General features: G+C 63.7%; 13 protein-coding genes. 9 read left to right on the top strand and 4 right to left on the bottom strand.

Features of this window, described 5'->3' with window-relative positions; genetic code table 11:
* The first annotated feature begins 39 nt into the window (after nucleotides 1-39).
* On the top strand, nucleotides 40-2,055 hold the full coding sequence (locus tag ABD154_RS17400; protein ID WP_198499083.1) for an ABC1 kinase family protein: 2,016 nt from the start codon (nucleotides 40-42) through the stop codon (nucleotides 2,053-2,055).
* A 20-nt stretch (nucleotides 2,056-2,075) separates the two neighbouring features.
* On the opposite strand, the gene ABD154_RS17405 is transcribed toward ABD154_RS17400, so the two are convergent.
* Nucleotides 2,076-2,924, bottom strand: coding sequence for a MurR/RpiR family transcriptional regulator (locus ABD154_RS17405; RefSeq protein WP_198499082.1), 849 nt, complete (start codon nucleotides 2,922-2,924; stop codon nucleotides 2,076-2,078).
* Nucleotides 2,925-3,148: 224 nt separating this feature from the next.
* On the opposite strand from ABD154_RS17405, the gene ABD154_RS17410 reads away from it, so the two are divergent.
* The 8 genes from ABD154_RS17410 to ABD154_RS17445 all read left to right on the top strand — a co-directional run bounded on the left by ABD154_RS17410 (nucleotide 3,149) and on the right by ABD154_RS17445 (nucleotide 13,036).
* On the top strand, nucleotides 3,149-4,891 hold the full coding sequence (locus tag ABD154_RS17410; protein WP_232623630.1) for an ABC transporter substrate-binding protein: 1,743 nt from the start codon (nucleotides 3,149-3,151) through the stop codon (nucleotides 4,889-4,891).
* 7 nt (nucleotides 4,892-4,898) lie between these two features.
* Entirely contained in the window at nucleotides 4,899-5,846 is a 948-nt protein-coding gene (locus ABD154_RS17415; RefSeq protein WP_232623629.1) for an ABC transporter permease, read from the top strand.
* On the top strand, nucleotides 5,843-6,838 hold the full coding sequence (locus ABD154_RS17420; protein WP_198499080.1) for an ABC transporter permease: 996 nt from the start codon (nucleotides 5,843-5,845) through the stop codon (nucleotides 6,836-6,838). Before ABD154_RS17415 ends, ABD154_RS17420 begins: the two co-directional genes overlap by 4 nt.
* Nucleotides 6,835-7,692: an ABC transporter ATP-binding protein gene (locus ABD154_RS17425; protein WP_198499079.1), complete on the top strand. Its 858-nt coding sequence runs from the start codon at nucleotides 6,835-6,837 to the stop codon at nucleotides 7,690-7,692. The genes ABD154_RS17420 and ABD154_RS17425 overlap by 4 nt, the downstream gene beginning before the upstream one ends.
* Complete coding sequence (locus ABD154_RS17430) at nucleotides 7,689-8,480, top strand: ATP-binding cassette domain-containing protein (RefSeq protein ID WP_198499078.1); 792 nt, start codon at nucleotides 7,689-7,691, stop codon at nucleotides 8,478-8,480. The genes ABD154_RS17425 and ABD154_RS17430 overlap by 4 nt, the downstream gene beginning before the upstream one ends.
* A 21-nt stretch (nucleotides 8,481-8,501) precedes the next feature.
* Entirely contained in the window at nucleotides 8,502-10,019 is a 1,518-nt protein-coding gene (locus tag ABD154_RS17435; protein WP_344251759.1) for a S10 family peptidase, read from the top strand.
* Between the two features lie 115 nt (nucleotides 10,020-10,134).
* The gene (locus ABD154_RS17440; protein ID WP_344251760.1) at nucleotides 10,135-11,817 is read left to right on the top strand and encodes a DUF885 domain-containing protein; all 1,683 of its coding nucleotides are present in this window, start codon (nucleotides 10,135-10,137) and stop codon (nucleotides 11,815-11,817) included.
* 160 nt (nucleotides 11,818-11,977) lie between these two features.
* Complete coding sequence (locus ABD154_RS17445; RefSeq protein ID WP_344251761.1) at nucleotides 11,978-13,036, top strand: ankyrin repeat domain-containing protein; 1,059 nt, start codon at nucleotides 11,978-11,980, stop codon at nucleotides 13,034-13,036.
* 149 nt (nucleotides 13,037-13,185) lie between these two features.
* Here ABD154_RS17445 and ABD154_RS17450 read toward each other — a convergent pair whose 3' ends face one another.
* From ABD154_RS17450 to ABD154_RS17460, 3 genes are all read right to left on the bottom strand, one after another.
* Complete coding sequence (locus ABD154_RS17450; RefSeq protein ID WP_344251762.1) at nucleotides 13,186-15,822, bottom strand: sigma-70 family RNA polymerase sigma factor; 2,637 nt, start codon at nucleotides 15,820-15,822, stop codon at nucleotides 13,186-13,188.
* 146 nt (nucleotides 15,823-15,968) lie between these two features.
* A complete protein-coding gene (locus ABD154_RS17455; RefSeq protein WP_344251763.1) occupies nucleotides 15,969-18,122 on the bottom strand; it encodes a GmrSD restriction endonuclease domain-containing protein in 2,154 nt (717 codons plus the stop codon).
* A 101-nt stretch (nucleotides 18,123-18,223) separates the two neighbouring features.
* Nucleotides 18,224-18,913, bottom strand: coding sequence for a hypothetical protein (locus tag ABD154_RS17460; RefSeq protein ID WP_344251765.1), 690 nt, complete (start codon nucleotides 18,911-18,913; stop codon nucleotides 18,224-18,226).
* Between the last annotated feature and the right edge of the window lie 101 nt (nucleotides 18,914-19,014).

The raw sequence follows: 19,014 nt of genomic DNA on the forward strand, positions 1-19,014 counted from the left end.
GACGGCAACGAGGATTAGGGCGACGAAAGGGGAGTGCGGATGACGATCCTCTACTCCATCGGATTGGGTCTCATCAACGCTGTCATCGTCGGATTCCTCGTCAGGCGGATGATGCCGGTCGGCACCGGCGCCGCCCGCAACATCGTCGTCTCCCTCATCATGGGCCTCTCGATCTGGCCGATCACCCTGCAGGCGTACCGGCTGCTCGGCATCTCCGAGGACAACGCCTACCCCGGCCTCGACATGAGCTTCCCCGCGATCATGGTCTTCCTCCTCCTCTTCGCGTGGTTCATCGTCATCCAGATGTTCATCCTCCTCGCCATCGAACTCGTCATGCCGACCGGCACGATGTCATCGGTGCTGCGCTCCGTGCCGAAGGTGCCCACCTGGTATCGCCGCGTCAACCGGCTCGCCCAGGTCCAGAAGATCCTCATCCGCTTCGGCCTCGGTCGGTACCTCAAACCCCGTATCCCGACGCTCCGGGTGTCCCTGCGCGAGATCGCGGCGACGACCCGTGACGCCCTGGCCGCCGCCGGGGTGACGTTCGTCAAGCTCGGACAGTTCATCGCGACCCGCGGTGACATGATCCCGCACGAGTTCGTCGAGGAGTTCTCCAAACTCCAGGCCGGGGTGCCCCCGGTTCCCTTCGCCGAGGTGAAAGGCCAGTTGGAGGCCCTGTGGGGCCGTCCCGTCGCCGAGGTGTTCGCTGAGTTCGACGAGGTCCCCTTCGCGGCCGCGTCGGTCGCCCAGGTCCACCGTGCCGTGACGTGGGAGGGTCAGGTCGTCGCCGTCAAGGTGCAGCGGCCGAAGATCCGCAAGCAGGTCAAGGCCGATGCCGACATCGTCCTCACCCTGGCCGTTCGGCTCGAGCGGTCGACTGACTGGGCGAAGAAAGTCGGGGTCGTCAAACTCGCCAACAGCTTCGTCGATTCGCTCATGGGGGAGCTCGACTACCGGGGCGAGCTCGCCCACATCGAAGCGCTGCGGGAGGCCGACGAGGTAGGGCGGCAGAACTCCTCGCGGCCCTCGGTCGTCCACATTCCCAATGTCTACCCCGAGCTGTCGGGGGAGTACGTCATCGTCATGGACCTCGTCGAGGGCGTTCCCCTGTCGCATGCCACCGAGGTGGTCTCCGAGCTGTCGCAGATCGCCCGGGCCGAGATCGCTCAGGACCTCTTCCTCATGGTCGTCCGGCAGGTGCTCGGCAAAGGGATCTTCCACGCCGACCTCCACCCGGGCAACATCGTCGTCTCCTCCGCCGGACGGGCGGGACTCGTCGACTTCGGGGCGGTCGGATTCATCGACAAGCGGGATCGGCGGGCGATCGCGCTCCTGCTCATGGCGTTCGATTCGCAGAACTCGCAGGCGGCGACCGCGGCGATCCTCGAACTGCTCGGGGCGCCGAGCGATGTCGATCTGCGCGAGCTCCAGCGCGAGATCGGGCAGATCATGCTCAAGTACGGCGACGGTCGGCCCGGGTCGACGTCGGCGGCGCTCTTCGGCGAGCTCATCGACTTCGTCGTCGACTACGGGTTCCCGATGCCGACGTCGGTCGCCACGGCGTTCCGGGCGATCAGCACGCTCGAGGGCTCGATCATGAAGCTCGACCCGCGGCTCAATCTGCTCACCCTCGTGACGCAGAACGGGAAGGACCTGCTCCGGCAGGTCGGTGGTCTGGGCATCGACCGGCAGGAGATCACCCTCTACTTCGCGGCGACGCTGCCGCAGATGGCGGAGCTGCCGGCCCAGGTCGCCCGCATCGCCGGACACCTGCAGGACGGCACTCTCGATGTCGGCACGAGCGGGTTGAACATTTCGATGATCAAGAACCTGCTCAAGTCCACGGTCGAGCAGTTCATCCAGGTGATCGTCTCGACGGCGCTCATCCTCGGCGGAGTGATCCTCATGGCCGCCGACTTCGGGCCGCCCTTGGCGCCTGAGCTCAAGCTCTTCACGTACTTCGGGGCGTGGGTGCTCTTGGCCGGCAGTGTCCTCGCGGCGCTCGTGCTGGCGCCGGCGCTGAGGCAGCGGATGGCCTGGGACAGTCTGGGATAGCCGGACTCAGCCCGACGGCCTCAGTCGCTGGCGACGGCGCCGGTGAGGGACCACACCTTCTGCAGCTCTTCGAGGGTGGCCCGCGACCGTTCGGGATCGAGGTTCGCCAGGGCGCTGATGATGCATTGGGCGACGACGACCGCGCCCGTCGCCGACGCCGTGGGCCCGGTGCCCTCGGACGGCACGAGGATCAGCTCATCGGCGAGCTCGGCGAGCTGCGAGCGCTGATCGGCGATGACGATGAGCCTGATGCCCTGGGTCTTGGCGTATTCGCACAGCGGGAGGATGCTCGCGCTGGTCTTCCAGATCGAGAAGGTGAGCAGGCAGTCTCCGGGCTGGAGCATGCGGACGTCGTTGATCATGCTCGTCATCGGGCCGTCGCTGAGGGTGATCCGGTAGCCGAGGGCCTGCCCGTTGTGGGCGAGCACGGCACCCGGGGCCAGGAACGAGCCGGTGGCCACGACCGTCGTCGCCTGCGCGGCGGCGATGAGGTAGGCGACGTTGTCGATCGCCTCCTCGGTCAGCGTCTCGGCGAGGAGCTCGATGAGCTCAAGATCCTTGACCAGCGATTTCAACGGCTGCCCGGCCCCCGCCTCGGCGTTGCGGGCGAAGTGCTTGTCGGCATCGAGCGATGACAGGAAGCGATTGCGCACCTCCGTCGACAGCTCCGACCAGCCGGAGAAGCCGATCGCCTGCGCCGCGCGCACGACGGTTGCGACATTGACTCCCGCGGCGTCGGCCAGCGCCGCCGCACTCGAATAGGACGCCGTCTCCGGATCATCGGCGATCGTCCGGAGCACGGCCGTCGACCCCGGTGACAGCTTCCGCTGCGCCATCAGGCTGTCCACCCACGTTGCGATGATCCCCATCGGACACTCCCTTTGCAATAAATGTTGCACTGACTTATATTGATAAGTGTGGCTCGGGTTACACATGACGCTGAAGCTTCGCGGAAGCGTCAAGGAAACCCTCTTAATCACGGGAACTGACGCCACCGGCTTGACTGCAGTATATGTTGCAATCCCGGTTGTGTCTGCCCCGACATCTACATCGAGCCCATGTTCCACGACAGTACAGTCGAAGGAGACGACGAGTGAAGAACCGAGCTGTGTCGATCGCCGCACTCGCGGCGGCGACCACGCTGTTCGCCAGTGCCTGCGCCACCGGCAGCACCGGAACCGACAGCGCATCGCAGGCGATCATCGATGAGCAGACCGGTTTCGCCGCCCACACCGGACAGCCCCAGCGAGGCGGGGTCGTCGAGATCCTCGGAGGCGTCGACTTCTCCTACCTCGACCCGGCGATGGGCAACGACGGCAACGTCCTCAACCTCTACAACCTCCTCTACCGCACGCTCACCCAGTACCAGCACGACCCGGAGACCGGGGAGGTCGAGCTCGTCGGCGATCTCGCCGAGGACACGGGCACGCCGAACGAGGATGCGACCGAATGGACCTTCACCCTCAAAGAGGGCGTGACGTTCGAGGACGGAACCCCGATCACCGCCGAGGATGTGAAGTTCGGCTTCGAACGCTCCTTCGACCCGTCCCTGGCCATCGGACTCGAATACCTGCAGAACTACGTCAAGGGCGCGTCCGACTACGCCGGCGTGTTCCAGGACCCCGCCGGCCTCGACTCGATCCGGGTCATCGACGACCGGACGATCACCATCGAGACGAATGAGCCGATGGCGGACTTCCCCGACGTCGTCGCCACGGCACCGGCGACACCGTTCCCCAAGGACCAGGTCACCGCCGTCGATCAGATCCAGAACGATCCGATCTCCTCGGGGCCCTACGTCGTCGAGTCCTACGAACCCGGCGAGACGCTGACACTGGCGCGGAACGAGAACTGGAACCCCGAGACCGACGACATCCGCCCGGCCTATCCCGACGGCTACGAGTTCACGCTCAGCCTCGACCAGAACACCATCGACCAGCGGCTGATGTCCGGCCTGGGCGCCGATTCCAACGCCGTCTCCGCGGCGACGAACGCCGCCGGGGCGGCCAGTCTCGCGCGGATCATCGGCGACCCGAGCCTGTCCGCGCGAACCGTGCAGAACATCCCGGCGTGCAACTACTACATGGTGATGAACACGAGCAAGGAGCCGTTCGACGACCTGCAGGTCCGGCGGGCGATCAACTGGGCCGTCGACAAGGCGAGTGTCGTCAACGCCAGCGGCGGCCCGAACCTGGCGAACGTCTCACCCAACCTGTCGCTGCCGAACATGCCGGACTTCAGCGACGCCGATCCCTACGGCACGCCCGAGGACCGGGGCGACCCGGAGAGGGCCGCGCAGATGCTCGAGGACGCCGGGGTCGAGAACCTCGAAGTGACCATGGACGTGAGGTCCTCGCCGATGGGCCAGGCGCAGGCCGAAGCCCTGCAGCAGTCGCTGCGGAAGGCCGGCATCGACGTCACCCTCAACGTCATCGACCAGGCCACCTACTACGAGGTCATCACCACGCCGAGCCAGCAGAACGAGCTGACGATCGCCGGATGGTGCACGACCGGGTGGTTCTCCGGTGAGACGGTCGCGCCGCTCTTCGACGGCGACCGCATCGCCGAGACCGGCAATGCCAACATGTCGCAGGTCGACGACCCCGCACTCAACGAGGCGATCGACGAGGCGGCCGTCATTCCCGACGTCGACGAGAAGAACGCCGCCTACACCGCGATCAGCGAGCGCGTGCTCGAACTCGCCCCCGTCGTCCCGCTCGTCCGACCCCAGCCGCTGCAGCTCGTGGGCACCAACGTCGGCGGTGCCTTCGCCAGCCCGCCGCGGACCGGGTCGATCGACTACGCGCAGCTGGGTCTGCTCGACCCGGAAGGATGACCGCGCCGTGACCACATCGCAAACGACCACCGCACAGGAGTTCGGGCAGCCCGGCCCGGGGGAAACGTTCTCCCCGGAGCGACAGGCGCTGCGCCGGATCCTCCGCAGACCATCGGTCATCCTCTCCCTCGGCTTCCTCGGCGTCATCGTCGTGCTCGCCGCCTTCGCCCCGTTCATCACGCAGCTCTCCGGCTACAGTCCCTTCGAATACGACGAGTCCGCGGTCGATCCGGCGCTCGGCGGGGTCCCGCGGGGCGCGTTCGGGGGCATCAGCGGCGACCACTGGTTCGGAGTCGAACCCCAGACCGGGCGGGACATCTTCGCCCGGATCGCCTACGGGGCCCGGATCTCGATGCTCATCGGCATCGGCGCGGCCGCGATCACGATCCTCATCGGCGTCGTCATGGGTGTGCTCGCCGGCTTCCTCGGGGGCATCGTCGACGCCGTCATCTCCCGCCTCATGGACTTCCTCATGGCGTTCCCCGCCCTGATCTTCATGATCGCGATCCTCTCGGCGCTGCCCCAGGGCAACCGTCCGCTGCTGCTCGTCATCGTGCTCAGCCTGTTCTCGTGGCCGGGCACCGCGCGAGTCATCCGCGGACAGACGCTGGCGCTGAAGAACCGTGAGTTCATCGAGGCGGCGAAGACGTCCGGGGCCGGCTGGGCGCCTCTGGTGTTCCGGGAGGTCCTGCCCAACCTGTCGGGCACGATCATCGTCATGGCGACCCTGGCCGTGCCGATGTTCATCGCCACCGAGGCAGGGCTGTCCTTCCTCGGCGTCGGAGTCACCCCGCCCGACCCGTCGTGGGGGCAGATGATCTCCGCCGCGGTGCCGTGGTACTCGACGGCCCCGATGTTCTTCGTCATCCCCGGCATGTTCCTCTTCCTCACCGTGCTCTCCTTCACGGTGCTCGGTGACAACCTCCAGAAGATTTGGGCGGGTGGCCTGCGATGATCTCCTACATAGCCAAGCGACTGGTGGCGGCGGTGATCGTCATGCTCTGCGTCGTCTTCTTCACGTTCCTCATCTTCTTCCAGCTCTCGCCGGACCCGGCCGCGAGCATCTGCGGGCAGACCTGCACCCCGGACCGGATCGAGGCCATCCGCAACCAGCTCGGCCTCAACGAACCGTTCCTCACCCAGTTCCTCACGTTCCTCGCCGGGCTCGTCGTCGGCCGTGACTACGGCACCGGCGGCTCCGTCATCCACTGCGACGCCCCGTGCATCGGCTACTCCTTCCAGTCCAACCAGGATGTGCTGCAGGGGATCCTCGACCGGCTTCCGGTCTCGGTGACCGTCGCCGCGGGTGCGGCCGTGCTGTGGCTGCTCACCGGTGTCGCCGCCGGGGTGATCAGTGCGGTCAAGGAGGGCACGTGGTGGGACAGGGGCGCGATGATGCTCGCCCTGGCCGGCCTGTCGCTGCCGAGCTACTTCGTCGCCCTGGTCCTCCAATACCTCCTCGTCGTCGAACTCCAGTGGCTGCCGTTCCCGTCGGTCGTGCCGTTCACCGAGGACCCCGTCCAGTGGTTCCAGGCCTACCTCATGCCGTGGATGGTGCTCGCGCTGATGTATGCGGCGATGTATGCGCGGCTGACGCGCACCAACGTCATCGACACCCTCGGCGAGAACTTCATGCGCACCGCCCGGGCCAAGGGACTGCGGCCTGCGACGGTGCTCACCCGCCACGGCCTGCGTCCGTCGCTCACCCCGATCGTCACCCTCCTCGGGGTCGACTTCGCGACCCTGCTCGGGGGCTCGCTCATCATCGAGACCGTCTTCGGTCTCAACGGCGTCGGTCGGTATGCCTACGACGCGCTGGCCGTCAACGACCAGCCGGTGATCATGGGCGTGACGCTCCTGGCCGCCTTCGCGGTGATCATCGCCAACCTCGTCGTCGATCTGCTGTACCGGGTCCTCGACCCGCGAGTGAGAGTGAGTGCCGCATGACCGCCCTGCCCCCTGCCGCCGGACCGGACGGCCCGGTGCTGTCGGTGACCGACCTGCGCATCGCGTTTCCGCTCGGCACCGTCGTCGACGGGTCCTCGTTCTCGATCGAGCGCGGGCAGACGATGGGACTCGTCGGCGAGTCCGGATCGGGCAAGTCGATGACGTCGCTGGCGATCATGGGACTCCTGCCGAAGGAGGCGACCACCTCGGGGTCGGTGCGCTTCCGCGGTGACGAGCTGCTCGACCGGTCGGAGTCGTCCCTGCGCCGCCTCCGCGGGGATCGGATCGCGATGATCTTCCAGGATCCGCTGTCCTCCCTCAACCCCTATTACACGGTCGGCTTCCAGATCGCCGAGGCGTACCGGACCCACAAGGGAGGGTCGAAGGCGGCCGCGATGGTAAGGGCCGCCGAGGCGATGGACCGTGTGAGCATCCCCGACGCGGGCAACCGGGTCAGTCACTACCCCCATCAGTTCTCCGGGGGGATGCGTCAGCGGGTGATGATCGCGATGGCGCTCGTGTGCGAACCCGAGCTCATCATCGCCGACGAACCGACGACGGCCCTCGACGTGACCGTGCAGGCGCAGATCCTCGATCTCCTCGCCGAGGTGCAGGAGACGACCCGTGCCGCGATGCTCTTCATCACCCACGATCTCGCCGTCGTCAGTCAGATCGCCGATCACGTGACCGTCATGCGCGCCGGCGTCACCGTCGAACAGGGCACCGCCGCCGAGGTCTTCGCCGCACCGTCCCATGAGTACACGCGCGCGCTGCTCGCAGCGACCCCGCGCCTCGACGATGCCATCGACCTGCCCGAGCCGATCCTCACCGGTGCAGAGAGGACCCAGTCATGACCCCGACGACCACCCCGCTCCTCGCGGCGACGAATCTGCGCAAGGAGTTCCGCACCGGGCGCCGGCAGACGGTCACCGCCGTCGATGATGTCTCGTTCCGGGTCCACCGGCGCGAGACCCTCGGCATCGTCGGTGAGTCCGGTTCCGGGAAGTCGACGACGGCCCGGATGATCGCCCGGCTCATCGACCCCACCTCGGGGACAATGGAGTTCGACGGAGTCGAGGTCACCGGACGCTCGGGGGCGGCGCTGCGGGACTTCCGCAGCGGAGTCCAAGTGGTGTTCCAGGACCCCTACTCCTCGCTCAATCCGCGTCACACCGTCGAGGAGGTGATCTCCGCACCCCTGCGCTACCAGAAGCGCCGCGTCGCCGGCGGCTACCGACAGCTCGTCGGAGCCGCGATGGAGCGCGTCGGACTCAACCCGGACCACGCTCGTCGCTACCCCAGGCAGTTCTCCGGGGGACAGGCGCAGCGCATCGGCATCGCCCGGGCTCTCGTCGTCGACCCGAAGCTCGTCATCTGCGACGAGGCGGTCTCGGCCCTCGACGTCTCGGTCCAGGCGCAGGTGCTCGACCTCCTCGTCGACCTGCAGAGAGAACGGGACCTCTCCTTCATCTTCATCGCCCACGATCTCGCCGTCGTCCGGCAGGTCGCCCACCAGGTCGCGGTGATGAAGGCTGGTCGCATCGTCGAACAGGGCGCCAGGGACCAGATCTTCGACGCACCCCAGCACGACTACACGAAGGCACTGCTCGCCGCCGTGCCCACGATCTCCCGCACCCACTGACCGCCTCGGCGAAAGGACATGATGTCGGATACACCCACGCAGACCCAGCCTGCGGATGCCGCACCGCAGAAGCCGGATCCGGTCGATGACTTCGTCGTCACCGACCATGAGCTCGCCCTGCCGACCGGGACACTGAGGTACCGGGCGCAGACGGGACGGATGGTCGTCGGCGCCGAGGTCGTCGAGGACGGAGTCTTCGAAGGCCTCAAGCCCAAGGCGCAGATCTTCCTCACGTCCTACACCGCGGTCGCCGACGACGGCGGTCAGGATCCCGCCCGGCCGGTGATCTTCGTCTTCAACGGCGGGCCCGGATCCTCCTCGGCGTGGCTGCACATCGGCCTCTTCGGCCCCCGCCGGGTCGTGACCAACGACGTCGGCGATCGCACCCCGCCGCCCTACGGGCTCGTCGACAACCTCGAGACGACCCTCGCCTACGCCGATCTCGTCTTCATCGACCCTGTGACCACCGGCTATTCGCGGACCGCGGAGGGGGAGAAGCCGGCGGACTTCCACAGCTTCACCGGTGACCGGGACGTCGTCGGCGAGGTGATCCGACTGTGGCTGAGCCGGAACAACCGGTGGATCTCACCGAAGTTCCTCGCCGGCGAATCGTACGGGACGACGCGGGCGGCGGCCCTGGCCGGCCATCTCGCCACCCGCCACGGCATCGCGCTCAACGGGATCATCCTCATCTCGGCCGTCCTCGACTTCGGCACGCTGATCTTCAACGAGGGCAATGAGGCACCCTACGCCCATTTCCTGCCGACATTCTCCGCCGCGGCGCACTACCACGGCAAACATCCCGGCCGCAGCGTCGAGGAGGTCGTCGCCGAGGCCACCGAGTTCGCCTACGGGGACTACAGTCGCGCCCTCGAGCGGGGCCACCGCCTCGGCGAGACCGAACGCGCAGACGTCGGACGGCGGCTGGCCGAGCTGATCGGAGTCAGCGAGGACTTCGTGCGGCTCGCTGATCTGCGGATCGACGATGTCACGTTCTTCGCGGAGCTCCTCCGCGATGAGCATCTGCGGGTCGGGCGGCTCGATGCGCGGTTCACCGCGCATCCGGGCAAAGTCTCGGCGGGGACCCTTGGTGATGATCCGGCCTACCCGATCATCCAGTACCCGTACACCGTGGGCATCAACCAGCTGCTCCGTGCCGAGCTCGGGTACGAGACCGACCTGACCTATGAGGTGCTCACCGGTCGCGTTCATCCGTGGTCGTTCAAGGAGTTCGAGAACGCGCTCGTCAACACCGCGGAGGATCTGGCGTCGGCGATGCGGATGAACCCGGATCTCAAGGTGCATGTCGGCTTCGGGTACCACGATGCCGCGACGCCGTTCGCCGCCTCGGAGCATGTGCTCGCTCATCTGCGGATCTCCGCGGAGGGCCACGATCAGATCGTGCGGCGCTACTACCCGGCCGGGCACATGATGTACGTCAATCAGCAGGTGCGCGTCGATCAGCTTGCGGACATCGAGGATTTCGTGGCGTGGGCCGCCCTCGGTGGACAGAAGCCGGAGTCGAATCAGCCGGTGTGACGGTGTGTCCCGTTCGACCGTGCGCTGGACTGTGCTCTGGACAGTGCTCTGAGCACGGTCGACGGGAGCGGGCCGGACGCGCGAGGACAGTGGAATGGGAAGGGAATGGACCGACGTGAGTGAGTCGGCAGCGGAGAGGACAGCCGAGGGTGCTGTTCTTGTGGAGATCATCGAGGCGGAGTGGTCGTGGCGGGAGGCGGAGTTCGGTCCGCTCACGCACATGGCCACGGTCGTCGACTTCCTGCCCGACGTCGGTGAGGAAGCGCAGCGGCGTCGGCAGGAGCGGTGGGAGGAGACTCTCGTCGCCCTCGAGGCGATCGATGTCGCGCAGCTCTCCGCGGAGGAGACGGTCGATTTCCTCGTCTACCGCCAGCAGGTCGAGGCGCTTGTCGAGGCGCAGCGGCATCGGATGTGGGAGCGTCCGGCGACGGCGGATTCGGCGTTCTGGCGCAATCTCGCCTTCGTCGGCTATCGGCTCGTCCTGGAGGACGCCGAGGCGGCGCGGGACTACCTGAGCATGCTGCGGGACATTCCGCGGCACTTCGCCCAGCAGATCGAGAACATGCGCGCCGGTGTCGCCCGGGGCTTCGGTCCGGCGCGGGTGAGCATGGTCGGGCGGGAGGTGCCGGTCAGGGCTGTCGCCGAGGCGGCTGATGTTACCGAGCTCGCGTTCTTCGGGCCGTTCGATCGGCTGCCGGCGGTGATGCCGGTCGACGTTCGCGAGGATCTGCGGGAGGAGGCGGTCCGGGTGCTCGGCGCCGAGGTGGTTCCGGCGTATCGGGAGCTGCTGGCGTTTCTCACCGAGGAGTATCTGCCGCATCTTCCGGAGTCGATCGCGGCTGCCGATCAGCCCGGGGGCCTTGAGTTCTATCGGTCGCAGATCAGGGAGTATGCGACGACGGATCTCACCCCGGAGGAGATCTTCGACCTCGGGCAGTCCGAGGTGAGGAAGATCCGTGCGGAGATGGAGGAGATCGCGGCCGAGGTCGGGTATGCCGGTGATCTGCCGGGGCTGTTCGAGCATCTGCGCACCGATCCGCAGTTCTATGCGACGACTCCGCGACAGCTTCTCGCCGAGGCGGCCTACACGTGCAAGGCCTTCGACCGGGTCGTGCACCAGTACTTCGGGCGGCTGCCTCGACAGCGTTTCGCGATCATGGAGACGCCGAGTGAGATCGCGCCCTTCGACACGTTCGGTCGTGGGGCGCCGGACCGGTATTTGGTCAACACGTACAACCTGCCTGCGCGGCCGCTCTATTCGCTGCCGGCGCTCACGCTTCACGAATCGGCGCCGGGGCATTCGTTCCAGCTGTCGCAGGCCGAAGAGCTTGATCTCCCCGAGTTCCGCAAGCTCTACATCTCTGCGTTCGGGGAGGGGTGGGGGCTCTATTGTGAGCGTCTCGGCGATGAGATGGGGATGTATGAGACGCCGTATGAGCGCCTCGGGATGCTGTCGTTCCAGATGTGGCGGGCGGTGCGCCTCGTCGTCGATCCCGGCATGCATGCACTGGGGTGGAGTCGCGAACAGGCGCAGGACTTCCTGCGGGCCAACACGGCGATCGCCGAACACGAGATCATCACCGAGATCGACCGATACATCTCGTGGCCCGGACAGGCGACGGCGTACTACCTGGGGCAGCTGACGATCGAGAAGCTGCGCGCCGAGGCCGAGGATGCGCTGGGGGAGTCATTCTCGATCAGGGACTTCCACGACTTCGTGCTCAGCCTGGGCAGCGTGCCGCTCACGGTCCTCGAGGACCAGGTGCGGGGATGGGTTTCGTACAGGTCGGTGGGGTAGTGCCACGGGCCCTGTAGTTCAAGATCTTCATGCGTGTCGGGACATGGGTGTTGTTGGTTGGCGGAGTCATTGCCGCATTAATCCTGGCTCCGGCACTGAGGCACCGGATAGCCTGAGAGTACTGAGGGTAGCCGCACTTCACGGTGGATGAAGGAGAGCCATGGCGAAGAAGCTCGTGACCTTACCGAAGGACTTCCGCGAGTTCGGAGAACCGTACACGCTCATTGAACTGCAGGAGATCTTCGAACGACGGTCAGTCGATGCCCGGGGTGGGTATGACAAGCAGACGGCGCTCGCCTTCAGCACCGTGGACGTTGACGGCGTGCGCTGGTTGCTTGACCAGGGAGCCGATATCGAGGCAGAAAGCCGCTTCGGGAACTCGCCGCTGGTTACGCGTGCCCGAGCCGGGGACGTCGAGGTCGTCCGTGAACTGGTGGAACGGGGTGCCGATCCGATCCGCTCCGGAAGCACGCACACGCCACTGGCCGCGGCGGCCGAGAAACACCGTCTTGGCATCGTCAGACTTCTCTTCGACGCCGGCGCGATTTCGGCGCTTCACGAGGAGGACACGATGGGGTGGACCGCCCTCGACCTTGCGGCCATTCGCTGCGACCCCTTCAAGGTCGAACAGGGTCTGCCGGTCGTCGAGCTCCTCGTCGAGCGCGGAGGAGAACTGAGCAAGGACGCGCGACCGTACCTGTCGAAAGCGATGAAGGAACTTCGCCGCTTCGAAGCGGCAGGAAACGCGCGGCCTGAGACCGTTGATGCGATGATCGCACTGCTGAAGATGTTCGACATCGAGCAGCCATCGCGCCCGCGCTCACTCGCCAGGGGCGAGCCCATCACTGTGACAGCGACCGGGTGGAAGAAGCAGTTCTCGGAGCTCTGGGACATGCTTGTGCCGGGGAACGGTCCAGCCGAGAGCGTGCAGGGCGAAGTCATTCGCATCGCGGGTCGCGTCGGCTACGAGTTGCTCAACAATGGCGGAGCGAACTGGGACGACGATTTCGACGCGATGGTGCAGGCATATGCGCGATACGTGCGCACCGGTGTGCCGCTAAAAGGGCAGGCTCTGCGGAAGGTGGATCGGGCGATCAAAGAGGTCAGCGGCGGTCGATGCGACCCGGCGGCTGTCGACGTGCTCACTGAAACAGCAGTGTCATGGGTGCTCCAGAACCCGGAGCGGACTGGGCTCGGCGCGCCTGACTACACTCGGTGAGACCTGGTGAATGTGGAACTGCAGGAGTCCTTCCGAGTCCTTCTGGAACCGACCAAGGTGCATGCAGACAAGCATTGACGCTGAGACGAGCTCTTGTGAAGGGAAGAGTGTCGCAAACCAGCGATTCTGTTCCGGACAAATGCCCTGATTCAATTGTCTGCTATTCGGCTGGGCTTGAGATCGTCACCGTCACGACTCGTCGCCACGGTCGAATTCGACGAGGTATGGACTGCTTCGCGCAGTTGCTCAAGAGATATCTTTTCAAGTTGGCGAATCCGTTCGCGGGTCACCTCGAAATGCTGGCCGATCGTGTCAAGAGTTTGCGGCGCGTCGTCATACCAGCCGAATCGGCGCCGGATGATCTCCGCCTCTCGTACGGGCAATGTATCGACCAGCTCGTTGACCTTCGCTGCCAATTCAGCTTCAAGGACAACATCCTCTGGGTCGTCGGTGAACACGCTGGGGTCGACGATCCGATCATCGAATGCTGAACTGCTTTCGCGGTAGTGCCTGTCCCACTGCATTTCCAGGTAGCCATCGAGCGAGAGTGGCTGTATACGCAGGGCAGATTCAGCCGCGGAGTGATCGTGAGCGCACGCTTCGCGTGACTCCTCCGTTGCGTTGCACTTCCAATACTCTGGCAGTTTTTCGAGCAAATGGATGGGTAAGCGAATCGTATTCGAGAAGTCGCCCAATCCGCGCGTGATGCCTTGACGAATCCACCACGTCGCGTAGGTCGAGAACTTGGTGCCCTTCGTGTAGTCGAACTTCTGCACTGCTCTGATGAGTCCCAGGTTGCCATCCTGGATCAGATCGAGAAACGCCATCTTGCGCCCGGCGTAGCGCTTGGCAATCGATACGACGAGACGGAGGTTAGAGCGGATCATTTGGTCGAAGGCAACCTCACCATCAGCGACGACCCATTCGAGATCGAGACGTTCTCTGCGTGTCGAGTACTCACCCTTGCTCAGCACGTGACTGGCGTACAGGCCTGCTTCAACGCGTTTGGCGCATTCGACTTCCTGTTCCGCGTTGAGCAGCGGATGACCCCCAATCTGCGTGAGGTAGACACCGACGAGATCTTCTGTATCCGGAATTGCGCCGAGCTGCTCAATCGGCTCATCATCCTCGTCCTTTCGAAGGATGATCGTCTTTTGATCACGGGGAATGGTTCGAGGAATCTCCCTGGGGACTGAACCACCGCTTGCCTGATCGGGTCCAGCGCTCTCGATCGCGGCAAGCAGCTGTGGGATGGAAGCGACTTCGCCGGTTCCACTCTCGTCCTCAACGTTCGGAACGTCGTTGATTCGAGCGCGCAAGAACTTGCGCAGTTCCCTCTGCTGAGATTGATGGAAGTCAGCTTGACGCCGTGCGAACGGCAGCATGGGGCCGAACTGTTGGTCTCGATTCCGCTCCTCGTCCTCAATCGTGTTCTTCGCATAGAGAACGACGAAGCGACCGTGGCGACCATCGGACTTCCGTCGAATCACACGGCCGAGACGTTGAATCGTCTGTCTTGGCTGCTTGCTGCCAGACAGCACCACAGCCAGATCGGAATCCGGGACATCGATGCCCTCGTCGAGGATCCGCGGTGCGCACAGTGCTTTCGCGATTCCATTGGCAAACAGCTGCAACGCCCCACGTCGCTCGTATGGCTTTGACTCTGATGAGACGGCGCGAGTCTCAATACCCTCACGCATGAGGAGATGGGTGGCACGAGTCGAGGAATCGACCGTCTGAGAGAATACGATGGTCCCTCGTGATTCGGCGATCACAGGGGCGATGCCCCGCAGGACCTCCATCTTGTGCTTCGCATTAGTCAGCACCTTTTGGCGTTTGACCACGGCTTCGAGATACTTCCTGGCCATAAACGCAATGGGTGACTGGTCGTTCTTGCGTGCGGCCAGACTTTGAACTGCTCGAGCGAACTTTTCGTAGGGAGCATGCTGAAGTTCAAGCTTGTTCTTCAACGACATCCCCAGTTTGCTCACCGCTGCACTGGCCAACTGGTAGGCTGCTCTTTCGTCGTCCGTCAGCGTCACCCCGACGAACGCCACATCGAACTCAGCGATCACCCCGTCCGAGAGTGCCCGGTCATACCACAACTGGAAAACGACTCCACCGAAATACGGGTCGAGCACTGCCGCACTTGCGTTGTCTGGGCGTCGGTATGTCGCGGTCAGCCCCAGCCTGTACTTGAAATCGGCGTGGAGAGCCTTCGCGAAGGTCGGAGCAGCATATCGGTGGCACTCATCTGCGATGAGCAGACCTTCGGAGTGAACATTGAGCAGTGTCTCTCGCGTCGCAGAATTGATGATCGCTACGAGGATGTCGCACGAACCCAGCGAATCGCGTCGACCGTTTCCCAGGGTGCCGACGGTTGCCTGGGGAAGCGTCTCGAGCAAGCGTCGTTGCCATTGAGCCTGCAACTCTGCCGTCGGGACCAACACGAGGACCTTGATGCCCTGACGAAAGGCCTCGAACGCGGCAGTGATGCCGATCATCGTCTTACCCGAGCCGGTCACTGCCTCTATGACGCCTCTGCAACCGGCACTATGCCAAGCATCGAGTGACTCCGCCTGCCACTGCCAGAGGTAAGGGTTGACCTCCAGACTTGACCATGACTCAAGGGATGAGACGAATGGATCTCGAGGTCCTGCGAGCACATCGACATTTTCATGCTGCGCAGTCGCGAGGCGACCGCCTGCTGAAGTGGACGTGACTTCGCTCGATTGGTCAATCGGCAACGACTCATCAGACGTCGACGTCGGCGACTGCTCGTCCACTCGGGTTTTCATCATGCTGCCTCTCTGCGAGTTCCTGACCACAACACTACGAGTCGGTACTGACACCGAATGTTCTGACGAGAATGCGGGGGCGTCTGACGGCCGATCATGGTGGCTGGAGTCCCGGAGACGTCACCGCGGCCGGCTCATTCGACGACGGCGTCGTCAACCGGTTCTTCCATGCTGATCTCATCCTCGCCGAGGCTGGCAACAAACTCAGCCCTCACGTCGTGAAGCGATTTGCCGGTTGATCTGACGGTCCACCACCACCATCCGTTGTTGGCAGCTCCGTAGACGGAAAAAGAAGCGGCGGTTGGAGTTTGGAACGGGGTATCGCCAATGTACAGCCGGCCATCTTGTGCAACTGTTGCAGACGTATCTGCATACTTGCGATTCCGGGGCACGAGCTCGGTTCCGGCTTCTATCCATCCGGAAGCGACCAGCTGCGCGACATCCACTGTGGCGGTTATCAGTTGAGACGGCACCTCGATGGTGAGTCCGACATGATCAGGCGGGACCGGCCACACTTTGAGGATTTCGTCGATCAAGAGAGTGGTGCGCAAGTCGATTGTCGTTTCGTCCCACGCCGATGCGCCGATGTTGAGTGCGTCTTTCGTCAGCAGGACATCGTCGTAGCTGAGGAAGTGCTTCCGCTTTGCCTCCCACGATCCGTTGCTGATTTTGCTGTTGAGCTTCTGCGTGACAAGGGTCAGGTTCCCTAATCGCTGGAGAACGCGATTGCGTTCGATCTCTTGGTCGTGAGTCAGTTCTGCCGACCAGTGCTCCCGCCATTTTTGAGGCATAAGGTGTTCGATTGTTCCCTTGCCGCGAACAATCGGCCCCATCGCAAGCTGGCTTCCGGAGGGGTACCCACGCTTGAAGTCTTCAAGAGCTTCGAACACCATGCGAAGGCGATCGCGACGATACTTCGTATACGCCGGCGCATCCACCAAGGCGTTCCTGACTTCTCCATCATCAGGCCAATAGCCATTCACCACGTGACTTGACGCGAGATAATCGCGCGTTGCCTGAACAAGTTGGTGCTTCGGCTGGGAGCTCAGTCGGCGAAGAAGGTCAATGATGAATCGGTTGGTTCCTTGGGACGACGCTTTGACCAGTGCGCGGCGAACGAACCAGCTCTCCAGCATCGACAGGATTTGTTCACGGTCTGTGAGCGTGATTGATTCCTGTTCAGGCTCGTCTAGCCAGATGAGGAGTGGCCGGGCGATCTCAGAATCGAGGAGACCAACCCGGTAACTGAACAGTTCGATTCTGGAAAGGGTCCCGTTCGGATCATGGGAGCGGTCGATGATCCCCCGATAACGATCGGCAGCCCTCTTTATCTGGGGGAGCAGTGCACTGACGTCCGTCGATGACGTGTTCACATAGTGCTTGAATTGTGTGAACACTTCGCGAATGGGAAAGTCATCGAGCGTCCGCGCAGTGAGCCACTGCCACAGGAACAATGACGAGCGGGTGTTCTTGATGCGCCCAGAAGTGATCAGTTGCTCCCACCACGGAGTTTCGAACTCAGCCCAATAGCTGTGATACGCGTACTCTGCTTCCTCGGGCTGACCGGTGAAATTCTGGAAGACGAAGTTCTTGATGAGGTCGGCAGCGGAGAGCGGCGTCCCTCGCGCATTGAGAGTCTCGAATATCGCTTGGGCGTCTTCGTCTTCATCGAGCCGGATGCTGGCGACCTCAAGACGGTCCATGACGGTGGCGACAAGCATCCGGCCCCGCTTCTCGCTGTCCTCATCGTCGCCAAGCCATACTTTTATTGAGTCGGCAAAGAACCTATGCGCTTCGCCGAGGCGAGATCGGCCGTGGACAGAATAATCTACAGGTGCAGGGGCAGACATGACGGAAGCGAAGTCTGCTCGATCACGATTCGTCGGCCAGAGTTTGAACTGATCGATGTCGGCGTTGCGGAAGTCACTGGGGTTCTCCACCAAGGCCAAGACTCGGCCAGCGAGCTGCGACCAGGACCTGTCGCTGAGTTCGGTATGCAATGCGTCGAGAAACAGTTGGAGAGTGGTGAGTCGTTGTTGTCCGTCTATGACATTCCACGTCGGAAGGTCTGCGAGTCCAGTCGGAACCGACTGGATCACGATGGCACCGAGGAAGTGCGTTGCTGACTTGTTGTGATGGTTGATGACCTCGATGAGCCGGGTGATGTCGTTCCACAGCGGAAGCCACTGAGTCTCCTTTGACCACACGTACGGACGCTGGAACAACGGCACGACGAATCGAATGGGATTGTAGAAGATGTCTTTCGGTTTGACGACATCGGTCTTCACTGGTGTGACCTTTCCACGTTGACAGTGACGAGGGGCTGCTGCTGAGGACAGAACGGGCAGTGGGTACAGGTGCCGAGCATGGCCCGAACCCGACGGTGAACTCAGTCCACGAGCTCACGCCCGGATGCGGCTCTCCATGCAATATGGTCGAGGGCTCGCGGGTCGACCTGCATTTTCTCGGCAGTCCGCATGATGAGTTCTCGAGCCCGCGAGTGATCAAGCTCTGTCGCTTCGCCGAGAGCCTGAGCCAGGAAACGGAAGATCATCCGATCCGGTTTCACCGAGGGCAATCCGGCCAGGATCAGCAGATAGTTGTAGGTGACTCCTGAGCTCTGGCTGGGAAGGTGCTTCCAGGCCCTGTGCACGTCATTTTCGAGGGGGTCGTCGTTCTTGCTCACACAGGCCACCAGTTCGGGCACCGTGTCAATCCCATTGCGAACCATGAGCTGGGCGGCCTGTTCGATGATCTCCGCCTTGAGCGGAGCGCCTGGTTTGGTATGGGCGGGCTTGAGGTTCTCAGCAACGGTGGTCGCCCACGCCTGTGCGCTACCGGCAGTATTGATCGACGCGAGGAGCGCCTGCGCGCCGTCCGTGGAGCCGTGCTTGTCCTTGTACCGATTGATGACGCGAACGACCGAGGAGTAGTGCGAACCCGTCGAGTAGAGGGAATCGATGATGCACAGCGCCAAACTGTTCGGATAGCCTTCAGGAGTGGTCCACAATGTCGGATCACCGAGGTTGTCCTCGCAGTATTTCACCAAGGTGCTGATTTCGTGCTCGGTGACAGTCATCGTTCTCTCCATGTCGTGATTGTTCAGTGTCGTGAACACTACTATGACGCGCTGACATCGGTAGTGATCGCGTGACGTTGAGAGTGGTGTTTCGACCACGA

Source organism: Brevibacterium sanguinis (genome assembly GCF_039528855.1).
GTDB classification, from domain to species: domain Bacteria; phylum Actinomycetota; class Actinomycetes; order Actinomycetales; family Brevibacteriaceae; genus Brevibacterium; species Brevibacterium sanguinis.